Origin of the sequence: Hymenobacter aerilatus, assembly GCF_022921095.1 — a bacterium.
GTDB classification, from domain to species: domain Bacteria; phylum Bacteroidota; class Bacteroidia; order Cytophagales; family Hymenobacteraceae; genus Hymenobacter; species Hymenobacter aerilatus.
The window spans coordinates 492,920-512,658 of the sequence record NZ_CP095053.1 but is presented as its reverse complement, the minus strand read 5'-3'; the positions used below and the strand labels follow the sequence as shown (position 1 = coordinate 512,658).

16 protein-coding genes are annotated in these 19,739 nt (G+C 58.2%); 10 read left to right on the top strand and 6 right to left on the bottom strand.

Annotated elements, in window-relative coordinates; genetic code table 11:
• Positions 1–59: 59 nt before the first annotated feature.
• The 4 genes from MUN82_RS02125 to MUN82_RS02110 form a co-directional block, all read right to left on the bottom strand.
• Positions 60–2,465 carry a hypothetical protein gene (locus MUN82_RS02125; RefSeq protein ID WP_245094561.1) on the bottom strand — a complete coding sequence of 802 codons (2,406 nt, stop codon included), beginning with the start codon at positions 2,463–2,465 and terminating at the stop codon, positions 60–62.
• 40 nt (positions 2,466–2,505) lie between these two features.
• A complete protein-coding gene (locus tag MUN82_RS02120; RefSeq protein WP_245094558.1) occupies positions 2,506–3,666 on the bottom strand; it encodes a DUF4249 domain-containing protein in 1,161 nt (386 codons plus the stop codon).
• A 10-nt stretch (positions 3,667–3,676) separates the two neighbouring features.
• Complete coding sequence (locus MUN82_RS02115; protein WP_245094555.1) at positions 3,677–6,355, bottom strand: TonB-dependent receptor; 2,679 nt, start codon at positions 6,353–6,355, stop codon at positions 3,677–3,679.
• Between the two features lie 363 nt (positions 6,356–6,718).
• A complete protein-coding gene (locus MUN82_RS02110; RefSeq protein WP_245094552.1) occupies positions 6,719–7,390 on the bottom strand; it encodes a hypothetical protein in 672 nt (223 codons plus the stop codon).
• Between the two features lie 147 nt (positions 7,391–7,537).
• Here MUN82_RS02110 and MUN82_RS02105 point away from each other — a divergent pair, with 147 nt between their 5' ends.
• Both MUN82_RS02105 and MUN82_RS02100 read left to right on the top strand, forming a co-directional pair.
• Positions 7,538–7,738 carry a winged helix-turn-helix domain-containing protein gene (locus tag MUN82_RS02105; protein ID WP_245094551.1) on the top strand — a complete coding sequence of 67 codons (201 nt, stop codon included), beginning with the start codon at positions 7,538–7,540 and terminating at the stop codon, positions 7,736–7,738.
• A gap of 148 nt (positions 7,739–7,886) precedes the next feature.
• Positions 7,887–8,444, top strand: a complete 558-nt coding sequence (locus tag MUN82_RS02100; protein ID WP_245094549.1) for a YiiX family permuted papain-like enzyme — start codon at positions 7,887–7,889, stop codon at positions 8,442–8,444.
• A 29-nt stretch (positions 8,445–8,473) separates the two neighbouring features.
• On the opposite strand, the gene MUN82_RS02095 is transcribed toward MUN82_RS02100, so the two are convergent.
• Positions 8,474–8,959 (bottom strand): hypothetical protein, encoded by a 486-nt coding sequence (locus MUN82_RS02095; RefSeq protein WP_245094547.1) that lies wholly within the window; start codon positions 8,957–8,959, stop codon positions 8,474–8,476.
• 243 nt (positions 8,960–9,202) lie between these two features.
• Here MUN82_RS02095 and MUN82_RS02090 point away from each other — a divergent pair, with 243 nt between their 5' ends.
• From MUN82_RS02090 to dnaK, 5 genes are all read left to right on the top strand, one after another.
• Positions 9,203–11,281 (top strand): VWA domain-containing protein, encoded by a 2,079-nt coding sequence (locus MUN82_RS02090; protein WP_245094546.1) that lies wholly within the window; start codon positions 9,203–9,205, stop codon positions 11,279–11,281.
• A 78-nt stretch (positions 11,282–11,359) separates the two neighbouring features.
• Positions 11,360–11,794: a hypothetical protein gene (locus tag MUN82_RS02085; protein ID WP_245094544.1), complete on the top strand. Its 435-nt coding sequence runs from the start codon at positions 11,360–11,362 to the stop codon at positions 11,792–11,794.
• 57 nt (positions 11,795–11,851) lie between these two features.
• Positions 11,852–12,676 carry a pseudouridine synthase gene (locus MUN82_RS02080; RefSeq protein ID WP_245094542.1) on the top strand — a complete coding sequence of 275 codons (825 nt, stop codon included), beginning with the start codon at positions 11,852–11,854 and terminating at the stop codon, positions 12,674–12,676.
• Positions 12,676–13,734 carry an alpha/beta hydrolase gene (locus MUN82_RS02075; protein WP_245094541.1) on the top strand — a complete coding sequence of 353 codons (1,059 nt, stop codon included), beginning with the start codon at positions 12,676–12,678 and terminating at the stop codon, positions 13,732–13,734. The genes MUN82_RS02080 and MUN82_RS02075 overlap by 1 nt, the downstream gene beginning before the upstream one ends.
• A 113-nt stretch (positions 13,735–13,847) precedes the next feature.
• On the top strand, positions 13,848–15,785 hold the full coding sequence (gene dnaK / locus MUN82_RS02070; RefSeq protein WP_245094539.1) for a molecular chaperone DnaK: 1,938 nt from the start codon (positions 13,848–13,850) through the stop codon (positions 15,783–15,785).
• 106 nt (positions 15,786–15,891) lie between these two features.
• On the opposite strand, the gene MUN82_RS02065 is transcribed toward dnaK, so the two are convergent.
• Entirely contained in the window at positions 15,892–16,044 is a 153-nt protein-coding gene (locus MUN82_RS02065; RefSeq protein WP_245094538.1) for a hypothetical protein, read from the bottom strand.
• A gap of 356 nt (positions 16,045–16,400) precedes the next feature.
• Here MUN82_RS02065 and MUN82_RS02060 point away from each other — a divergent pair, with 356 nt between their 5' ends.
• From MUN82_RS02060 to MUN82_RS02050, 3 genes are all read left to right on the top strand, one after another.
• Positions 16,401–17,087 (top strand): 3-keto-disaccharide hydrolase, encoded by a 687-nt coding sequence (locus tag MUN82_RS02060; RefSeq protein WP_245094535.1) that lies wholly within the window; start codon positions 16,401–16,403, stop codon positions 17,085–17,087.
• A 97-nt stretch (positions 17,088–17,184) separates the two neighbouring features.
• A complete protein-coding gene (locus tag MUN82_RS02055; RefSeq protein ID WP_245097496.1) occupies positions 17,185–18,927 on the top strand; it encodes a GMC family oxidoreductase in 1,743 nt (580 codons plus the stop codon).
• A 24-nt stretch (positions 18,928–18,951) separates the two neighbouring features.
• Positions 18,952–19,593, top strand: coding sequence for a gluconate 2-dehydrogenase subunit 3 family protein (locus tag MUN82_RS02050; RefSeq protein ID WP_245094532.1), 642 nt, complete (start codon positions 18,952–18,954; stop codon positions 19,591–19,593).
• Positions 19,594–19,739 lie beyond the last annotated feature (146 nt).

Below are 19,739 nucleotides of genomic sequence, written 5' to 3'. Positions count from 1 at the left end.
CTACTCTCCTACACAGCTATTTCCTACCCTTCTTCTACTTAACTGAATAAAACACCATCCTACTGCACTGCCCCTACCTCAACATCGAAGCTGGTACTGCCGGTATTTCCTGCTGGGCCAACGCCTTGCACAACCACACGGTACCTACCCACCTGATCGGAGGTGTAGAAGGATAGCGACGTGCCGGCAGCAGTGCCTGCTGTGACTTGCGGATTCCAGTACAGCAGGTTACGAAAATCGGGTAGGCGGCTTTTGCTGGCAGCGGGTGTATCGTAGCGTGGGGCGTAAAAATCGCGCTGCCCCTGCATGCCCTCATACGCTTGCAACAACGCCTGCGGATCCGGCGGAAAGCCGCTCAAGTCACCCGAATAGGTGGTGTAGCTCACAAGGCCGTCGTGCAGTACGGGACCTATTGCGTAGCGCTTCGTTATAACGTCTAGCCGGCGAATTTTCAACGGGTCGAAGGCCATGATGCGGTTGACATCAAATACTGGCATTCCATCGAGCAGCACCAGCGGGTTTTCCATGGTGGTACGGCTGTTGTCGTCGGGTATCAGGAAGTGGAAACCGTCTTGGCGGGCTCGCACCAATACGCCCGGCACGTATTCCCGCATCACATCTTCCAGCGTTTTGAAACGGGTGTACTTATCCAACAGGTATTGTTCCTTGGGTTTCCCATAAAAGGGTAGGCTATCGGTGGGAGGCAGCCGGTACACAATGGGGCCGCCCTGCGGGTACTGCTGCTGCACTTCGGCCTGCACGTGGCGCCGCAACAGGCTCGGGGCCAAGCGTTCCGACAGGACAAAAGGCGCTACCTGTCCGGTGGCAACGTCTGCGGAAAACGGACTAAAAAGCTCTACCCGATAGGAAGCAGACTGGCGAGTATCGGTTTGGGCGATGAGTTGCTTGGGGCCATACCAATCGGGCACTTCTGCCAGGAAGATTCCGTCTAGTTGACTCAATGTATTATAAAGCTGAGGAACGCGGCTGGGAGCCGTCAGGTATACCCGTTGGCCGACAACCGGGGCACCCGTGCGGCTATCTACTACCCGACCGCGCACAAGGTGGCCGTGCAGTTCGGGCGGAAACAGCAGCTTACTGGCGGTATCCGCCAGCACGTTGGTCCAGCGAAAACGGCTCCACCCCTGCGTCAGCATCAGGTTGTCGGCCGCTTGGTGGTTGGCCGCTTTCAGGTAGTAAGCAGGGTTTTCGATCTGGCCTTTTATGTCCGCATTCAGCCACAGGTAGCTGGTAATATCGGGCCCCGCCTGGGCCGACACTGAATCGAGCTGATAAACGGCTACCGACAGGTTGGCGGCCGTGGTGCCGGCAGCCGACAGGCGGAGCGTGACTTTCTCGCGGGCTTGGTAGGCGGGTTTGTCGGGGCGGATGCTCAGTTGCAAGGTATCCGTTGGGGCGCGGAAATACAGCCGTTCGCACACGGGCTGCTGGCGGCTGTCGAACAGCGTGAAGTGCGAAACTCCGGCCACTAGGTGCTGCCGGGGCACCAGGAAGGTTGCCCGCCCGGCCTGCAACTGGCCTGCCGCCGCCACGGCTACCCGGTGCCGGGCGTGCCCAAGTAGGTACAGCGTTTCGGCAACTGGTGTTGTGGCCTGCACTTCCAGGCGCAGGTCGGCAGCGCCGTTGTCTTCGAGGCGCAGCACGTAGCCTTGCGCCTGCACCAGGGGCAACTCATACGTACGCGTCTGCTGATCAGGAAACGTGACCACGGCTCGGTAGGCGGCACCCGCCGTGGCCGGCGTGAACAGGAAGCTGCCCAGGCCGTAGCGCAGTGTGTTGAATTGTGCTACCACGCGGCCCGCTTGGTCGAGCACCGTGCCTTGCCCCTCCACGCCCCGGCCGGCCGCATCTGTCAGCTTGAAGCCAATTTTGCTGGGTAGCCCGCGCACCAGATAGCCGCCTTCGGGAAAAAACTGCGCCTCGTAGCTTGTGGCGGACCGGGCGGCCTTACCCGGTGGCGTGCGGGTGTTGTGGATAGCAACCGTACTATGGAAATAATACGCGGGCCCAAAGTTCTTCATCCAGCTGGTGTAGGCGCGCACCGTGTAGTTGCCAGAGGGTAGCTCTGGCGGCAGCACCACCGAGCCCTGGCCAGTGGCCTTGTGCAGGGTTATTTTGGTTTGCAGCACCGGGCTTTGCTGCGCGTTGAGCACTTCCAGGTAAGCCACCGTACTGCTGGCCAGTGGCTGATGCCGGATGCCCTCCACTGCGTACAGCTTGCACCACATGGTTTCACCGCTCACGTACGCCGGCCGGTCCAGGTGCACAAACAACTTCTCGATGGGCATGCGCTGACCGTAGCGCTCAAAGCGTCGCCCAATGCTATCCAGCGCCATAGCAGGAGCCTGGCTATGGGCTGGAGCCGCTTGCAGCAGGCTTACGCACCCATACCCCATAAAAACCAACCACCGAAACTGCCGAGGCCAGGTGCGACAATCATCCATAGTACAGTAGGATAAGTGAGTGTAAGAACTGCGGCTTGCGCTAGGGCCAGAAATCGGGCTTCACGTTGGTACCCCGGAAGCGGCAGTCGGCGCAGAAGGCAAAGGCGCGGGCATAGCCTATTAGAGCGTTGGCTGGGGGTAGGGAATACACTTCCCAGAGGGGCAATCGGACAGCACTAAAGGAAGCCGTTAGCGTGCGTGGATCCAGTGCTGCTACCGTATCAGGTTGGTCGCATAGGTTCTCGTAGCCAGTCAGGAAGCGAGAATCGGCCGGTAATTCGCTGGCTGCGATAAATAAGCGGCGCTCAGTCATGGAGCTGGCTCCTACGTAGCCTAGCACTAGCTCTGAGGCATCGCTCAGGCTACGCACATTACCCGTAAGCAGGGTAGGCAATGGGTCGAAGAGCGTGCCCAGGCTCTCGGTGTTTCTCCTAAGTGTTTCCCAATAGGTGAATTCCTCCTGACTTTGCGCATACTGCTGCACCAGAATGCTGTACCGGAAGCGCAGCTTGTCGGAGTTGCTGGGTAGCAGCTTCAGCGGGAATTTCGACACCACATCCTGGCTCAAGCGGGCCGTGCTGCTTTGCAGAATCACAGTGGAAGAGTCGGAGCGCCAGCACTGCCGAATATCCTCGGTACGCGGCACCATTGCGCCATTCACAAGTTCAAATTGCGAGGTGTAGGGCGAGCGAAACTCCCACGTTTCGTGGTAGGTCCAGCGGTAGTAACGAGTGGCATTAGCATCGTCGTGGGCGTCGAGGTAGAGCTGCACGCCGTTGCGCTCCAATGCCCACGAGAGCCGGTCGATGGGCGGTGTCAGCTTGCCCTGCACCAACTCAGAAGCATATTCGCGGCCCACAGCCGTGCGCAGCCGCAGCCGGTACTGGCGACTAGCATCCAGCGTGAGCGAAGCCGAGGTGTAGGTACCAGGCATTTGCTCGGTGAGGGGGTAGCGCGTGCCGGCCTGATCCTCAATGGCCACGCTAGCCTGGGCCTCCACCGGCGAGGCAGTGGCGCTCAGCTCACGCGTGCGCGAGAGGCGCACCGTCGTCACGCCGCGCAGATTGATGAGGCCCTCCACCACGAGGTAGCTTTGGGGCGAGCTGACCACGTCGGGCTCGAAGGGCTCGACGCAGCCTGCCAGCCACAGCAGCAGGCTGAGCAGCAGTCCAACGGAGCGAATCGGTTTCTGGGCTATCATGTAGTCAGCGTTAGAACTTAAAGTTGTAGGTAACCGTCGGAATGGGCCGGCCGAACACCGACAGCTGGTAGCCCCGGATGCGGCCGCCTTGCGACTTGAAATACACGGAGTAGGGATTTTTCCGCCCCGTGAGGTTGTACACCGAGAACGTCCAGGAGCTGTGCGCCAGCTTTTTGGCTATATGGCTACCTTCTATGTTCAGGCCCAGATCAATGCGGAAGTAGTTGGGCACCCGGTACTGGTTGCGGTCTGAGTACAGCACCCGCTCCACACCCCCGAAATCGTAGGTGGAAACAGGTAGCGTGATGGGCCGACCCGTGCTGTAGTTCACGTTCAGGGAGGTGCTCACGCGCCGGCTGAAGCGGTAGTTGCCGGCCAAGCTCACGTCGTGGGGCTTATCGAAGTTGCTGGGGTAGTAGCGCCCTTCGTTGATGGCCTCGGCCTCAGGGCCAGTGGGCACGCGCACCAGGGCGCGGGAGTAGGTGTAGTTTAGCCAGCCGTTGAGCTTGCCCGCCGTTTTCTTCAACGACACTTCCACCCCATAGGCCCTACCCTCGGCATTCACCAGATCGGTTTCGATGTGGCGGTTGAGCAGCAACACCGCCCCACTGGTGTAGTCCACAAAGTCGCGCAGCCGCTTGTAGTACGATTCCACCGACAACTCAATGCTGTTATTGTGGAAGTTGCGGTAGTAACCCAGCGCCACTTGGTCGCCAATCTGGGGGCGCACATGCTGGTCGGAGAGCTTCCAGGTATCGGCCGGCGAGATGGAGGCCGTGTTGGAAAGCTGGTGCAAATACTGCCGGGTGCGGTTGTAGCTGACTTTCACCGACGACTTCTCCGACAGCGCATACTTCAACGACGCCCGGTACTCGGGGCCGTGGTAAGTAGCCACGCGGCTACCCCGGCCGTAGCGCACCGTATCGGCGAGGCTGCTGAGGCTGCGCGGCACGCCGGGCAGATAGGTATAGCTTTCGCGCGGCCCCAGCGCCTGGTACAGCGAGTAGCGCAGCCCCAGGTACAGCGAGAGTTTGGGCGTCAGGGTCCACTGGTCGGCCGCGTACAAGGCGCTTTCCTGACCTTGCTCGCGGGGCAGCACATCCGGCATCATCAACGATTCGCTTCCGAGCGGCTGCAAGCTACCCGGCCGGGTGCGGTAGCCCGTGGTGCTGGCGCCGAAGTCGATGGTGTGCGCGGCGGTAGGGAAATACGTAAAATCGGCCTGCCCACCGAACTGCGCAATGCCAAACTCCAGCTCCGATGAGTTTACCGCATTTCGCTCACTGGCAATGCGGTAGGTGTACTGGCTGCCCGTGGCCGTGAGCACGCCGTAGAGCTGGTCGCCGAACACGTGCTTCCATTTCAGGCTGGCGCTACGGTTGTGGTAGCGGTACGAGGTATCAGCTGAGAGCTTGAACCGGTCACTGCTCAGGTAGCCGGTGGCGTAGAGCGTGTTGTTGGCGTTGAACTCGTGGGTGGCATGGGCGCTGATATCGTAGAAAGAAGCTGAACTCTGGCGCAGGGCGCGGTCGGGCAGCAGGTTCAACAGCCAATCAGAGTACGACGTGCGCCCCCCAATAATGAACGAGCTTTTGTCTTTCACAATGGGACCTTCCAACATGAGGCGACTCGTGAGCAGCCCAATGCCGCCCGAGCCAGCAAACTTTTTCTTGTTGCCCTCGCGGGTCGTAATGTTGAGCACCGACGACAGCCGCCCGCCGTACTGGGCCGGAATGCCGCTTTTATACAGCTCCACGGTCTTCAACAGGTCGGGGTTGAAGGCCGAGAAAAAGCCGAACAAGTGCGAAGGACTGTACACCACGGCATCGTTGAACAAGATCAGGTTCTGGTCGGTGTTGCCACCGCGCACGCTCAGGCTGGTGCTACCTTCCCCGATGGTTTTCACGCCCGGCAGCGTCATCACTACCCGCAGAATATCCGTCTCGCCAAACACGGTGGGCACCTGCCGGATAGTGCGAATATCCAGCCGCTCGACGCCCATTTGCAGGCCCGTCAGGTTACCGCTCTTTTCGCCCTGCACTACCACTTCCTTCAGGGCTGTGATGTCCTCGGCAGCCTCTATGTCCAGTTTGCCGCTGCTGTGCAGCAGGATGCGCCGCTCGGCCGGCTTGAGGCCCAGCCCCCGAACGCTGAGCGTGTGCTGCCCCACGGGCAACGTGAGGGTGTAGTAGCCAAACTGGTTGGTCGCAGTACCCAGCGCCAGCGCCTCCACGGCCACCGAGGCCCCAATTACCGGCTCACCTGATTTGGCCTCGCGCACCACACCCGCTACCGTTACGCGGCTGTTGCGGCTGCTGGCCTGCGGGGTGCCTATCTCGTAGAGACGAGCTGAATTACTAGCCGTTGCGGTTGCCTTCGAGGTAGGGCGCGGGGTAGGGTGTTGCGCCGGCGCAGGAGCCGGCTGCGGTGGCGCTACCCTACCGGCCACGGGCTGCTGCTGAAAGTAATTTTCCGGCAGCGCGGTGGATGGGCCAGTGCCACGAAAAATGAACACGTTGCGCTGCTCGTCTACTACAAAGTGTAGGTCGCTGGCGGCCAAGGCCTGTTGCAGCACGCTCGGCAACGACTGCTGCTGTGCCTGCAACGTCACTGTCACGCCCCGCACCGCCGCCGAGTCAAAGAAAACGCGGTAAGAAGTCTGCGCTTCCAGCTGCTCGGCAAACTGCACAAGACTGAGCCGTTGAAAATTGCCTGTAACGAGCGGAGGCACCTGCTGTCCGTAGACGCACCTCATGCCGCACCAACACAGCAATACCACTACGTAAATATGCTTCATTCGAAATACGCTGGATAAGCATAAAGGTAAATTGCCGCTGTAGGCGCCGCTGTTCGGTGCAGACTAACGGGTATTGTAAGTAAAGGCAGCCGTTAAGTAACTGATTTATTATAAGAATATAGCAGATCTGTAATGGTCTTCAGCCATACGTGTTGGAAGAAAAGCCAGCCCAGCGTCTCTACGTGGGTGGCTCCTACCCTGAAAATACCTTTCAGCATCTGAAGCCACTGGCTTGCTGAGCAGGCATAAGTGCACTTATTGACTGGAGGCAGTCGGTAGCCCGGCCTGGTAGCGCACCAGGGCAACAATAGCCTGCTCCCGCCCGGCAACTTTGTTGGCTTGCAGATAGCTGCGCAGTGCCGCCCGGTGCTCCGGAAAGAGCCGCACCACGTCTTTCGCCTTTTTGACGGAATGGTAAACCCCTTCCTTGCGAATGTAGTAGTCGGTTGCAGCGGTTATTTCGCCTTCTATAGCAGTAGCAGCAGTGCGCACCGAGTAGTTTTTGTGGTGCGACGCCAAAACGCTCACGGGTCCTTCTACCAACACGTCGTAGAACCGGCCCCGGCCCGGCGCCTCGGCGCCGAGCCGCACGAAGGTGTGCCCGCCGATGGAAAACTGCTCGACTAGCTCATCCACCAGCTGTATCTGATGATCATCCTGGTAGGGCCTGAGTACGAGCTGCTGCCGTACCAAATCGTAGCGCAGCGGTATCTTGGCGTAGGTGGTTCCACCGTACGTCACGGTTGCAAGCTGCTCGTCTGGGCTGCCAAAAAACCGATGGCCCTTTGTGTTTCTCCGCACGTAATCCACGTATTCCGGGCCGTTGTACAGGCTCCACTCATTGCGCAATGCCCGCTCGTACTGCTGGCGGAGACTGGCTTCCGCTACCCTTGCGCTTGTGTCAGCACTTGCAACCTGGGCAAGCAAACGGTGGCTACCACCTAAAAGGACACTGACAGTAAGAAGGAAAAACCACTGCTTCATGCAGCTAAGTAGTTACTATTTACTGGAATAAAAAGAGGAAGTCGTAGAAATCAGAGTTCATAGTCGCTGAATCACAGCAATCGATTCATCTTGATTCTCCTGCTATTGGTGCAGCACCGCAACGGCGTGGTGGACCGCCGCACCTGCCTCCGCCGCCTCTGGGGCGACGACAACTTCTTCACCGCCCGCACCATGGACGTGTACGTGTCGCGCTTGCGCAAGCACCTGCGGCAGGATGAGACGCTGGATATTTTGAATATCCGAGGGGTAGGGTTTAAGCTAATTGGGTAGATTGTATCGCTTTTTATATCCTCTATCCATGCACAAGCGCGCTCCGTTACTATTGTTGCTGCTTGGTTTCGTAGTGACTGCTTTTGTTGGTTTGCGTGCCTATCGCCCCTACGCTCGCCGTGCTCTTTTCCTAGAAAGATTGCAGGCAATGGAGGCCGCCCCACAACTCCACAACGGCGACCTGATTTTCCAGACATCCACCTCCGCTCAGAGCCGGGCTATTCAGTTGGCCACGCACTCACCTTATAGCCACTGCGGCATCCTCTACCGCCAGGGAAGCGAGTGGCGCGTGTATGAAGCTGTGCAGCCCGTGAGCGACACCCCCCTAAATAGTTGGATTGCACGCGGTGCCGGCAACCATTTTGTGGTGAAGCGTTTGCGTGACGCCGAACAGGTGCTTACGCCTGCCGTCTTACGCCGCCTCCGCGCTGCTGGCGAACAGTACCGTGGGAAGCCGTACGACCTCTACTTCGGCTGGTCCGACGACCGTATCTATTGCTCCGAGCTACTGTGGAAGATGTACCAACAGGCCACTGGCCGCGAAATAGGCCAACTACAACACCTGCGCGAGTTCGACCTGAGCCACCCCGCCGTGCAGGCCAAGATGAAGGAACGCTACGGCAGTCAATTGCCGCTGGATGAACTAGTTATTTCGCCTGTGCGGATGCTGGAGAGTAGAGAGTTGGTGACGGTGATAAAGCGGTAAGAATGCCTACTGCTTATAAACTCACCCTTTTACTTCTCAAATATCCTTTCCCGTAAACGCTCAAACCCATCCCATGCCCGTCGCACGTCGCGATACTCAACATGTAGGCTTTCCCTATTGGTACGCTTGACAGAGTATCGATTGCTACCATTCGTAAGTGTCATGCCGTTATCTGCCAGGTTGCGCGTCAGCATCGTTTGAATATACTCCACAATAGCTTCCTCATGCGAAACAGTAATCTGTTGCTGCTTTACTAGAGAAAGCATGCTATTGGGCTGGGAGCAGCGTGCGGTATCCAAATACCACACTGCTGTGAGCGGCACCGCTGCCCAGTTCCAATCTGCTTGGCGTGCCTGCCTTTGCTCCTCGGCCCGCATATATATTTTAATCATTTCCCGGTGGCCGCCAAACTCACCGCATTCTGAGTAGTTGGCACTTAATACCAACGTATCATTGCGAAAATTACCGAGTAGATGTTCCGAGAAAGTGACAGCAACTGGGTTACGTTTTGGCATACCTTCGAGGCTAGTTGACAACCACAGCAATAGGAATGCATTACAGCATAGTAGATTTTGCAAGTAGTGAAGCATAAAAGATAGATGATAATAGCCTATTAAATACTGCTACGGCTAAGCTATTGATTTTTCAACGGCTTAACTTCTCCCCGCGTAACTTCCTACCTTCGCTCTACCTCCTACCCCACGCAACTATCCCCGCTGCTCCCGGGTTCTTAGCATTCCATCTGATACTGTCGCCTTTTGCTGACTACCGCTTATTCTCCCTGGTTTATCTTGCTGTGCCTGGCCGTGGGCGCCGGCTATGCGGCCTTGCTTTACTCGGCGCGGGCGCCGTGGAGCAAGCCCATTAACTATCTGCTGGCCGGGCTGCGCTTTGTGGTGGTGAGCTTTCTGTGCTTTCTGCTGCTGGGGCCGTTTGTGCGCTCTACTACCAATACCACCGAGGCGCCTACCCTGGTGCTGGCTATGGATAACTCACAGTCGGTGGGGCTGTTTACGCCGGCGCCGGTGTTGCAGCAGGCGCGCACCGGCCTCACGCAGCTGGCCACCACCTTGCGCGGCCGCGGCTTCAACGTAGAAACCCGAACCCTACCCCCCGCCCCGCGGCCGCCTGCCACGCCCGATTCAGTGCGCTTCTCGGCCCCGGCCACCGACCTTGATGCGCTGCTCACGGGCGTGCAGGACGGCTATGAGGGTCGCAATCTGGCCGGCGTGGTGCTGCTCTCCGATGGCATCGTGAACCAGGGTAGGGCCCCGGAATACACCACGTATAAGTTCCCGATTTACAGCGTGGCCGTGGGCGACACCGTGCCCAAAAAGGATTTGAGCCTACCCGCGCTCAACTACAACCGCGTGGCCTTCAGCGGCAACAAGTTTCCGATTGAGGCCGAAGTGGCCTATGATGGCTTTGCGGGCGGCACGGCTACCGTGCAACTGCGCGAAGGCGGCCGCGTGCTGGCGACTAATACCGTGAAACTACCCGCAGGGCAGCGCCGCGTGAAAACCACCTTTCTGCTGACCGCCCCCGCGCCCGGCAAACGTCGCTATGAGGTAGTGGTGCAGAAGCAGGCCGGCGAATTTACCTTGCTCAACAACAGCAAGTTTGCCTATGTGGATGTAGTGCGCGGCAAGCTGCGCGTGCTGCTAGCCGCCGCCGCCCCCCACCCCGACCTGAAAGCCCTGCGCGCCGCCATCAGCAGCAACGACAACTACGAGCTGGTGGCCTACCTGCCCGGCATCACGCCCCTGAAGGCGCAGGACTACGACGTGGCCATCTTGCACCAACTGCCCAGTCGCTTAGGGGTAGGGCAGGAAGTGCTGAACCTGGTGCGCCAGCAGCGCCTGCCGGCTTTATATATTCTGGGCGCTCAGTCCGATTTTGCGGCGTTCAACCAGGCCGGCGCGGGCCTTACGGTGCAGCCCCGCGGCCAGCAGACCGACGACGTGACGCCTGCGACCAACCCGGCTTTTGCCCGCTTCACATTTTCGCAGGACGACTTGCAGCGCTTTGCTGCCTACCCCCCCGCGCCGGTACCCTTTGGGGAGGTGCAGTTGGGCGGGGGTAGCGAGGCTGCCTTATTGCAACAGGTAGGGCGCCTGCGCACCACCAAGCCGCTACTGGTGTTCGGCGGCGGGACGCAAACCAAAGCGGCTACCTTACTCACAGACGGCAGTTGGCAATGGCGCTTGCAAGAAGCCGTGGAGCACGATGACCGCCCCGAGGCCTACGACCGCCTAGTGGTGCGCACGCTCCAGCTGCTCACCCAAAACGCCAACAAGAAGCGCCTCGACGTGTACCCTACCCAGGACGACTTCACGACCCGCGACGATGTGACGTTTGGGGTAGAAACCTACAATGCTATTTTCGAGCGCATTTACAATCAGAAGATTACCCTCACGCTCACCAACGAGCAGAATCAGCCGCGCACGTTCACCTTCAGCAACAGCGAGGACGGTGCGCCGCTTCACCTTGGCCCCTTGCCCGGCGGGCTCTACCGCTACCAGGCCCGCGCCACCCTGGGCGGCCAGCCCCAGCAGGCCAGCGGCGAGCTGCTGGTGCAGGAGCAGCAGTTGGAAGCCCTCCAATCGCGCGCCGACCACAACCTGCTCTACCAGCTTAGCCGCCAGAGTGGGCAGCGCTTGTACTATCCCAGTCAGTTTGCCCAGCTTGCGCAGGATATCGAGAAGGCCAACTACAAGCCCGTCATCTACTCGCAAGAAGACCTCAAGGAGTTGATAGACCAGAAATGGTTGTTTTTCCTGTTGCTGACGCTCGTAACGGCCGAGTGGGTGATTCGGAAATATTCGGGCAGCATCTGAGGCGTTTTATTTTTGCAACACTAAGGAATTGCTGCTTTGCCAGCACGCCGTTTTGCTTTGGCCCTACCCTACCTTTATATGAAAGCCTTTGTTCCCGCTCTGCTTCTGATTTTTTGCCTGCCCGCTTGCCAACAAACCGCAGAGGAGCAAGCGCAAGCCCAGGTGCAAGAAGCTGTGCGCACCCACTTCACGCACAGCGAAGACTACAAGCCAGGCGAGTTCCGCTCACGTCCTTACACGCGCTACGACTCGCTTACCTACCAGGCACGCATGGCGGTGCTGAATGCCACTATGCTTTCCCCTGACACTGTGCTGGCCTTGACCCTACCTCCGCGCCGCCCTGCCGACACGGTACGCATCGGCACACTGATAGCACACACGTATAACACGTCGGGCGGGCACGGCCTTGCCCGTCAGGACAGCGCCACGTACGTGATGTACCGCTCGGGCACCCTGCACGAAGTGGTGCCCACGGGCCTGGTGCAGGCACGCCTGCGCAAACTGGGGCGCTAAGTCAGGTCACGGGCCCCGAAATTTGTCGTCCTTTGCAGGGTATTTCATCCTGCTCCTATGCGCTACCTGCTGCTCAACAAGCCCTACGAAGTCCTCACCCAATTTACCGACGAAAGCGGGCGGGCCACGCTCAAAGATTTCGTAGCGGTGCCCAACATCTACCCCGTAGGGCGGCTGGATTACGACTCGGAAGGACTGGTGCTGCTCACCGACGACAAGCAGCTGCAACACCGCTTGTCGGAGCCGCGCTTCAAAATCCCGAAAACGTATTGGGTGCAGGTAGAGGGCGAGCCGACGGAAGAAGCCCTGGAGCAGCTCCGCCGCGGCGTGGATATCAAATCAGGCTTCACTACCCCTGCTGAAGCAGCATTGCTACCCGAGCCCCCCACTCTCTGGGAGCGGAGTAAGCCGGTGCGGTTTCGGGCCAATATTCCGACTAGCTGGGTGCAAATCACGATTTCGCAGGGCATGAACCGACAGGTGCGCAAAATGACGGCCGCCGTGGGGTTCCCTACCCTCCGCCTGGTGCGCGCCCGGCTCGCCGGCCTCGATCTGTTGGACCTCGCACCCGGCCAGTGGCGCGAGCTGACCACCACCGAAGTACAAACCCTGAAAGACCTGACGGCCGCCCAAACCGCCGAGGCTGGCACCTCCCGCGCCACCGACAGCCGCAAAAAAGGTGAGTTTTGGCCCGGTGGCGTGCGCCCCGGCACCAAACCCAAGAACACAGCTGGCGGCTACAAGCGCGGCGGTTTCGGCGGCAAACAGGATGCTCGATCCAACGACAAACCCAAACCCTCCGACAAGGGCAGCCGCGGCGCCAGCCGGAAGCCCGGCACCAGCCGCCCGGCCAGCGGTGGCCGCAACGCCGGCCGAAAATAATGCGCCGATGGTGGCTGTGGGCGCTGGTAGCGGCGCTGCTGGTGGTAAACGTAGTAGCGTTTTTTCACGCGTGGCGCTTTACGCATTTTGTGGAGGCTGGTGGCCCCCGCACCCAGAGCCCAGAGCGCGTTTCGGCGGCGCAGAAGCTGATGTTATTGCTCACGGGCGTGCGCAACCCCAAACCCGTGAACGAGGGCGTCCCAACCTTTCCCTACCAGTCGGTTTTCATTAAGAGCCCCAATGGCCGGTTGGCCGCGTGGTACGGCCCAGTGGTCGGGCGGCGCGGTACTGTAGCGCTGTTTCATGGCTACACCAGCAATAAGTCGAAGCTGGTGACGGAGGCTGCGTACTTCCGGCAGTTAGGTTACGCGGTGCTGCTGGTCGATTTTGCCGGCAACGGCGGTTCCGAGGGTTATCAAACCACCGTCGGTTACCGCGAGGCCGACGACGTAGCGGCCGTGGTGCGGTGGTTGCAACGGCAACCCGACACTGGCCCGCTAGTGCTCTATGGTCCTAGCATGGGCGCTGTAGCCATTCTGCGGTCCGAAAGTGAATTGGGCGTGCGCCCGGCAGCCAATATCCTGGGATGCCCGTACGGCAGCATGCTGCAAACCGCCCAAAACCGCTTCGCCTCCATGCACGTGCCGAGCTTTCCGATGGCCTACCTACTCGTGTTTTGGGGCGGCGTGCAGAATGGCTTCTGGGCCTATGGGCTGAAGGCCACCGAGTATGCCCCGCGCATCACGACCCCTACCCTGCTGCTATGGGGCGAGCAGGATGCCCGCGTAACCCGCGCCGAAACCGACGCCGTGTTTAGTGGTCTGCGCGGTCCCAAGCAGCGGCAGGACTTTGCCTTGGCCGGCCACGAGCCCTACTGGCGCAAACAGCCTGCGCTGTGGCAGCAGACCATTGCGGGGTTTCTTACTCAGCTGTCAGCTGGGGGAAAACATCCGGCTACAGGCCTACCCCAACCAGTTGCTGCCTACCTGTCACGTAATCCCTACCCTAGGATTTTCGTAAAGGTCAGTCCGTCGGATATCGGCGGCGCGGAATATTGAAAAATGACAATCTGTCACAAAAAAAGGGCTGGTACATTGCTTGTATCTACCCTTGCGTGCCTGAGTTGCACACTATTCCAAGACACTTCAACTACAAACTATAACCCTCCAACATGGGAAAGATAATCGGTATTGACCTCGGTACGACCAACTCCTGCGTCGCCGTAATGGAAGGCAACGAGCCGGTCGTAATTCCGAACAGCGAAGGCCGCCGCACGACGCCGTCGATTGTGGCGTTCCTCGATAACGGTAAAGGTGAGCGCAAAGTAGGTGACCCCGCCAAGCGCCAAGCCATTACCAACCCCACCAACACCATCGCGTCGATCAAGCGTTTCATGGGCCGTAGCTTCTCCGAAGTACGCGGTGAAACCGACCACGTAGCCTACGATGTACAGGGTGGTTCGAACAACACGGTAGGCGTGAAAATCGGCGACCGGCAGTACACGCCGCAGGAAATCTCGGCCATGGTACTGCAAAAAATGAAGCAAACCGCTGAAGACTACCTCGGTACCACCGTAACCGAGGCCGTTATCACGGTTCCAGCGTACTTCAACGATGCCCAGCGCCAGGCTACCAAAGAAGCTGGTGCTATTGCCGGCCTCGACGTGAAGCGTATTATCAACGAGCCTACTGCCGCTGCTCTGGCCTATGGCCTCGACAAGCAGCATAAAGACGAGAAGATTGCTGTGTACGACCTGGGTGGTGGTACCTTCGACATCTCGATTTTGGAGCTGGGCGACGGTGTATTCGAAGTACTGAGCACCAACGGTGACACCCACCTCGGTGGTGACGACTTCGACCAGGTAATCATCAACTTCCTAGCCGATCAGTTCAAAGCAGAGAACGACAACCTAGACCTGCGCAATGACCCCTTGGCCCTACAGCGCTTGAAAGAAGCCGCTGAGAAAGCCAAGATTGAGCTGTCGTCGTCGAACGAGACGGAAATCAACCTACCCTACATTACGGCTACGGCTACCGGTCCTAAGCACTTGGTAGTGAAGCTGAGCCGCGCTAAGTTCGAGCAGCTCTCCGACGACCTCGTGCGTCGTTCGATGGAGCCTTGCAAAAAGGCGCTGCAAGATGCTGGCCTGTCGGCTTCGGACATCGACGAGGTTATCCTCGTGGGTGGTTCTACCCGCATTCCGCGCATTCAGGAAGAGGTAGAGAAGTTCTTCGGCAAGAAGCCGAACAAAGGCGTAAACCCCGACGAGGTAGTAGCTATTGGCGCTGCCATCCAAGGTGGTGTACTGACCGGCGACGTGAAAGACGTGCTGCTGCTCGACGTAACCCCGCTTTCGCTGGGTATCGAAACGATGGGCGGCGTGATGACCAAGCTCATCGAGTCGAACACTACGATTCCTACTAAGAAATCGGAGACGTTCTCTACGGCTTCGGACAACCAGCCTTCGGTGGAAATCCACGTATTGCAAGGCGAGCGTCCGATGGCTTCGCAGAACCGCACCATTGGTAAGTTCCACCTGTCGGACATTCCGCCAGCACCCCGCGGCGTACCACAGATCGAAGTAACCTTCGACATCGACGCTAACGGTATCCTGAACGTATCGGCAAAAGACAAAGGCACCGGCAAGGAGCAGAAGATTCGCATCGAAGCTTCGTCGGGTCTGTCGGATGCTGACATCGAGCGGATGCGCAACGAGGCGAAAGCCAATGAAGCAAACGACCGCGCCGAAGCTGACCGCATCAAGAAAGTGAACGAGGCTGACTCGATGATTTTCCAGACGGAAAAGCAACTGAAAGAGTACGGCGACAAGCTGAGCGGCGGCAACAAAACGGCCGTTGAAAATGCCCTCGCCGACCTCAAGAAGGCCCACGAGAGCAAAGACCTCGCGCAGATTGACACGGCGATGGAAGCCATCAACGCTGCTTGGCAGGCTGCTTCGCAGGAAATGTACGCCCAGGGCGGCCCACAAGGCCAACCCGGTGCAGAAGGTTTCGGTGGTCAGCCCGGCGGCAACGGCCAGCAAGGCCAGCCCCAAGGTGCCGACAACGTGACCGATGTAGATTATGAAGAAGTGGACGGCAGCAAGTAATTGCTGACACGCTTTAAATAAGAAAGGCCCGGAAGAAATTCTTCCGGGCCTTTTTGCGTTATTTTTTCTCTGTCATCCTGAGCTTGCGCAGGATGACACACCGTTTCTACTGCTTCTCTCCTACCCTTACTTTTTCGGTGGTAGGGCAGTGAGTAGGGGTGCTACGCACGTGGGCGGGCACTGTGATGGTCTTGCCGTGGTAGCTGCGCGTGTAGGCAGGTACCCGGATGAATTTGAGTCCTTTTTCTGTCTGAGCCATAACTACAAGTGTTAAAGGCTACGCGACCGGTACAGCCACGGAGCTATTGGCATTTCGGTATAGTTAAGCCTACGGTACAACATGATTCGCTGTTTCATCTCATTGTTCAGGCATTTATCTTATCTTACGTTGCAAAATCGTTTTAGCATTAATACATGGTAAATTGAGTACGCTTTTATGCCAGTTAAATAGCCTATCTACCAGTGCTAGGAAAAGCAACTAATGCTCTGTATGTTGAGTCAATTGGCAGCTAGCGGCGGTGTGTTGCTGCTAACTATTTGCTTCCTTTTGCTCGTTTGCCTGCTCCTACTACCAGTCCCTGCCTTCTTGCCTACCCTGTTCATAACCCACACCCTATGAAATTTCTCGTTGTCAGTATTGCAACCCTGATAGCTTGTAGTCCGCTCGCGTCGGCTCACAAGCAGCCGGCAGGGAAAAAGCCCCAGGTTTTGTTTGACGGCAAAACCACCAACGGCTGGCACCTGTACCTGAAGCCCACGACCACGCCCGCTTGGAAAGCAGTGAACGGCACTCTGCAACTAGACCCAAAAGCGGAAGGCCGTGGCGACTTGGTGACGGACAAAGAATACGAAAACTTTGAGCTGGCCCTGGATTGGAATATTACGGAGACGGGCAACAGCGGGATCATCTTCGGTGTGCAGGAAGACCCTAAGTTTCATGCTACCTACCAAACCGGCATCGAGATGCAGGTATTGGACAACGAAAAGGCTTCTGACAACAAGAAAGCCAATCACTTAGCTGGCTCTTTATATGATATGAAAGCCCCAGCCAAGGATGTAGCGAAACCCGCTGGCCAGTGGAACAAGGTGAAACTGCGCAAGCAAGACGGGCACCTCACATTCTGGCTGAACGGCACCAAGATCGTGGAGACGCAGATGGGTAGCCCGGAGTGGAACGAGCTGATCAACAATAGCAAGTTTAAAACCTGGAAAGACTTTGCCGCCTACCCTAAAGGCCACATTGCCCTGCAAGACCACGGCCACGAAGTGTCTTTTCGCAACATCACCATCACTGAATTATAAACAAATATAAAGTAGTTGCGCGCGGTGCGGTGCCAGTTGTTACTTCGACTTCTTGCCTCAGCAGTCGGCAGCCCACCACGCACAAGTAAATCAAACCATGAGCACATTCGAGATTAAAAAATCGGGGACGGTATACGATGCCGTGATTGTGGGTTCGGGGGCCGGGGGCGGCATGGCGGGCTACGTGCTAGCTCACGCCGGTCTGAAGGTACTGATGCTGGAAGCCGGCGCCTACTTCGACCCAGCAAAGGACGCACAGCAGTTGAAGTTCCCATACGAGTCGCCGCGGCGCGGGGCCTCTACGGTGCGCCCTTTTGGAGATTTTGATGCAGCCTACGGCGGCTGGGAGTTGGAAGGCGAACCATACACCACGAAGGACGGCACGCAGTTCGACTGGTTTCGGGCGCGGATGCTGGGTGGGCGCACCAACCACTGGGGGCGCATCTCGCTGCGCATGGGGCCCAACGATTTCAAGAGCCACCACATCGACGGCCTCACCGACGACTGGCCTATCACCTACGACGAGGTGAAGCCGTTCTACGACAAGATTGACCGGATGATTGGCATCTACGGTACCGTAGAAAACTTGGAAAACGAACCCGATGGCATTTTCCTACCCCCACCCAAGCCCCGCCTCAACGAGCTATTTATTAAGAAAGGCGCCGAAAAAGCTGGCGTGAAGGTCATTACGGGCCGGGGCTCTGTGCTCACCGAAGCCTTACCCGACAACAAAGACCGGGGCGCCTGCTTCTTCTGCGGGCAGTGCGGCCGTAGCTGCAAAGTGTACGGTGACTTCTCCGCGTCATCGTGCTTGGTGATTCCAGCCCTGAAAACCGGCAACCTGAAGCTCATCACCAATGCCATGGTGCGCGAGGTGCTGACCGATGCCGACGGCATAGCTACGGGCGTATCGTACGTAGACAAGGAGACGTTGCAGGAGTACCAGGTGCTGGGCAAAACAGTGATTTTGGGTGCTAGCGCCGGCGAATCGGCTCGTTTGCTGCTCAACTCTGTCTCGGCGCGCCACCCCAACGGGCTGGCTAACAGCAGCGGCGTGGTGGGCAAGTACATCCACGACTCCACGGGTGCCAGCCTGGGCGGTTTCCTACCCCAACTGATGGACCGCAAGCGCTACAACGAAGACGGTGTGGGTAGCGTGCACATCTATACCCCATGGTGGCTCGACAACAAGAAGCTGAACTTTCCCCGTGGCTACCACATCGAATACGGCGGCGGCATGCACATGCCCTCCTACGGTTTCGGGATGGGCATGCACAAGCTGAACGGCCTGGTGCCCGACCGCGACGGTAATAAGAAAGAAGCCGGGGGCTTTGGCGCCTCGCTGAAAGACGACTACCGCCGCTTCTACGGCACGCAGGTGGGCATGGCCGGCCGCGGCACCGCCATTGCCCGCGCCGACAACTACTGCGAAATCGACAAGGACGTAGTGGATAAATATGGTATTCCGGTCCTGAAATTCCACTACAAGTGGACCGATGCTGAGGTGCAGCAGGCCAAACACATGCAGGAAACCTTCCAGGAAATCATGCACGGTATGGGCGCCGTTATCACTTCCAAAATTCCTGGCCCCGAAACCAACTACGGGCTGGAAGCGCCTGGCCGCATCATTCACGAGGTAGGCACCGTGCGCATGGGCGACGACCCCAAGAAATCGGCACTCAACAAGTGGTGCCAGGCCCACGACTGCCGCAACTTGTTTGTGGTAGACGCGGCTCCTTTTGTGCAGCAAGGCGACAAAAACGCTACCTGGACTATTCTTGCCTTGTCGATGCGCACGAGCGAGTACATCCTGGACCAGCGCAAAAAACTGAATGTATAACCAGACGCTTCATTTTTTATTCCGATGAAAAGACGGGATTCGTTAAAAGCTATTGGCCTCACGGCCCTTTCCACCGGGTTGTTGCTGGACTCCTGCAAAAGCGACACGGACAACAAGCAGGCCGCTACCACCAAGAAAGCTGCCTCCGAGGAGGACAATGCTGGCCGGGAAGCCTTCGAGGTAGAGCGCAATAAGAAGCTGCACGCCGAGACGTTCTTCACCAAGCACGAAATGGCTACCATCACGGTGCTGGGCGACATCATCATTCCGAAGGATGAGAAGTCGGGCAGTGCTTCTGATGCGGGTGTACCTGACTTCATTGAGTTCATTGTGAAGGACATACCCACGCACCAGGTGCCCATGCGCGGCGGCCTGCGCTGGCTGGATGTGCAGTGTTCCAACCGCTACGGCAAGCCCTTTGTGGAGTGCAGCCAGCAGCAGCAGCTGGAAATGGTGACGGCCATTGCCTACCCCATGAAAGCCAAACCGGAAATGGCACCCGGCGTCACGTTCTTCAACCGCATGCGCGACCTCACGGCTACGGGCTTCTTCACCAGCAAAATCGGCATTGCCGATATTGGCTATGCCGGCAACGCGCCTAATCGCTGGATGGGCGTACCCGAAGACGTGCTGAAACAATACGGCATGGAAAACGTGAAAGTGTAGGGAATTGCTTAACTGAGCAAGTTCGTCTTGCGAAGCAAAATCGGAGCACCAGGCAGGCGCCGAAAGATACTATAGTATCTTTCGGCGCCTGCCTGGTGCTTTGGTACTTTTAGCACATCAGGCTCCCCTACCTTGCCGCCCTTGCA